Source organism: Mesorhizobium sp. M1A.T.Ca.IN.004.03.1.1 (assembly GCF_003997555.1).
Classification (GTDB): domain Bacteria; phylum Pseudomonadota; class Alphaproteobacteria; order Rhizobiales; family Rhizobiaceae; genus Mesorhizobium.
Genome location: NZ_RZTV01000705.1, coordinates 1 through 253, shown reverse-complemented (window position 1 = coordinate 253; position 253 = coordinate 1). Strand labels below are relative to the sequence as shown.

Here is a 253-nt window from a genome sequence, read left to right as displayed (position 1 = left end):
CTGGCCTCGGCGAGTTTCGTCGGCATGGGCTTCGTGCACCGCGCCACCTTCGGCTTCTACGATTTTGACAAGAAGGCGTTCGATCCGAAGACCTTCTACGACACCGAACTCGCCAGCATGACCGGCACCATTGCATGGCAGAACGGCAAGCCCTCGATCCATGCCCATGGCGTGGTGTCCGACGCCACCTTTGCCGCTGTCGGCGGCCATGTGCTTGAGCTCGAGGTCGGCACTGGATCACTGGAGATCACGG

The 253-nt window shown here is 61.7% G+C and carries 1 protein-coding gene; it reads left to right on the top strand.

Going from position 1 to position 253, the window contains the following annotated elements:
* A partial coding sequence (locus EOD29_RS33500) for a PPC domain-containing DNA-binding protein (RefSeq protein WP_164764032.1) occupies nucleotides 1-253 on the top strand: 253 nt, incomplete at both ends.